This window comes from Komagataeibacter kakiaceti JCM 25156, assembly GCF_000613305.1.
On record NZ_BAIO01000553.1, the window covers coordinates 1 to 1,437 of the forward strand.

Below are 1,437 nucleotides of genomic sequence, written 5' to 3' on the forward strand. Positions count from 1 at the left end.
CCGTGCAGTCTCCCCCCCGCAGGCCCTTTCCCGGCGTGACGCTTCCGCCGCCACGGGCGGGTGTGACGGATCGGCAACGAGGGGCAGGCGTGCAGGTTTCTCCATCCTTAGGCAGGTGACATGGTATGTGGCGGTTGTTAGAACCCGGCACATGAAATGACGGGAGCGGAAACAAACAAGGCCGCCCCACCGCCTGCACCGCCGCCCAGGAGCGTCACACGATGAAGATTGTTGCCTGTAACAGCAACCTGCCTCTTGCAGAGAAAGTCGCGGCAGAGCTGGGAATGCCGCTCTGCAATGCAACCGTCCGGCGTTTCGCTGATATGGAAATCTTTGTCGAAATCCATGAAAACGTGCGTGGCGAGGACGTGTTCGTCATCCAGAGCACCTGTTCGCCCACCAATGACAACCTCATGGAACTGCTGATCATGCTCGACGCGCTGCGTCGCGGGTCGGCGCGGCGCATCACGGCGGTCATGCCCTATTTCGGTTATGCGCGTCAGGACCGCAAATCCGGCCCGCGCACGCCCATCAGCGCCAAGCTGGTCGCCAATATCCTCGTCGAGGCCGGGGCCAACCGCGTCCTGACCATGGACCTGCACGCCATGCAGATTCAGGCTTTTCTCGACATTCCGGTTGACAACCTGTACGCGGCCCCCCTGTTCACGCGCGATATTCGCGGCCGCATGAAGCTTGATGGCGAACCCCGGCTTCCCTATGAGGCGCCGCCGATGGACATTCCCGGTGGCGCGCATAACCTCATGATCGTCTCGCCCGATGTGGGTGGCGTGGTCCGCGCCCGGCAGATGGCGCAGCGCCTGAATGTCGATCTGGCCATCATCGACAAGCGCCGCGAGCGCGCTGGCGTGTCGGAGGTCATGAACGTGATCGGTGACGTGCGGGGGCGCTACTGCATTCTGGTCGATGACATTGTTGATAGTGGCGGGTCGCTGTGCAACGCGGCGGAAGCGCTGATGAAGCACGGCGCGGCGGCGGTGGAAGCGTATGTGACCCATGGCGTGCTGACGGGCAGCGCGGTCAGCCGCGTGGGCCAGTCGCCGCTGGGCATGCTGACGCTGACGGACAGCATCGTCGCGACCGACGCCGTGCGGGCGTCGAGCAATATCCGCCAGATCAGCACGGCAGCGCTCATCTCGCAGGCGATGCAGGCCATATCGGATGAAAGTTCGGTCTCCTCGCTGTTTGACTGAGGCTGGGGATTGACCGTCTCACCGGCACGGCGCTACCCCCGCAGGGGTGTAGCAAGAAGGAACGACCCATGACCGACCTGATCGCCCGCCCTTACTGGTATCTGCGCCATGGGGAGACGGACTGGAATGCACAGGGCCGTTCGCAGGGGCGCACCGATATTCCCCTCAACCCGACCGGAATCGCGCAGGCCGAGGCCGCGGGCCTGCTGCTGGCCCGCCACTGGAC

Annotated in this window: 2 protein-coding genes; both read left to right on the top strand. The window is 64.1% G+C overall.

Annotated elements, in window-relative coordinates:
- The first annotated feature begins 221 nt into the window (after nucleotides 1-221).
- Nucleotides 222-1,211 carry a ribose-phosphate pyrophosphokinase gene (locus JCM25156_RS16500; protein ID WP_025813979.1) on the top strand — a complete coding sequence of 330 codons (990 nt, stop codon included), beginning with the start codon at nucleotides 222-224 and terminating at the stop codon, nucleotides 1,209-1,211.
- 68 nt (nucleotides 1,212-1,279) lie between these two features.
- On the top strand, nucleotides 1,280-1,437 hold a 158-nt coding region (locus JCM25156_RS25545; protein WP_034960505.1), incomplete at its 3' end, for a histidine phosphatase family protein.

Excerpts from the sequence above, each read along its gene's own strand:
- JCM25156_RS16500 (WP_025813979.1), top strand. The coding sequence starts at position 222 with ATGAAGATTGTTGCCTGTAACAGCAACCTGCCTCTTGCAGAGAAAGTC.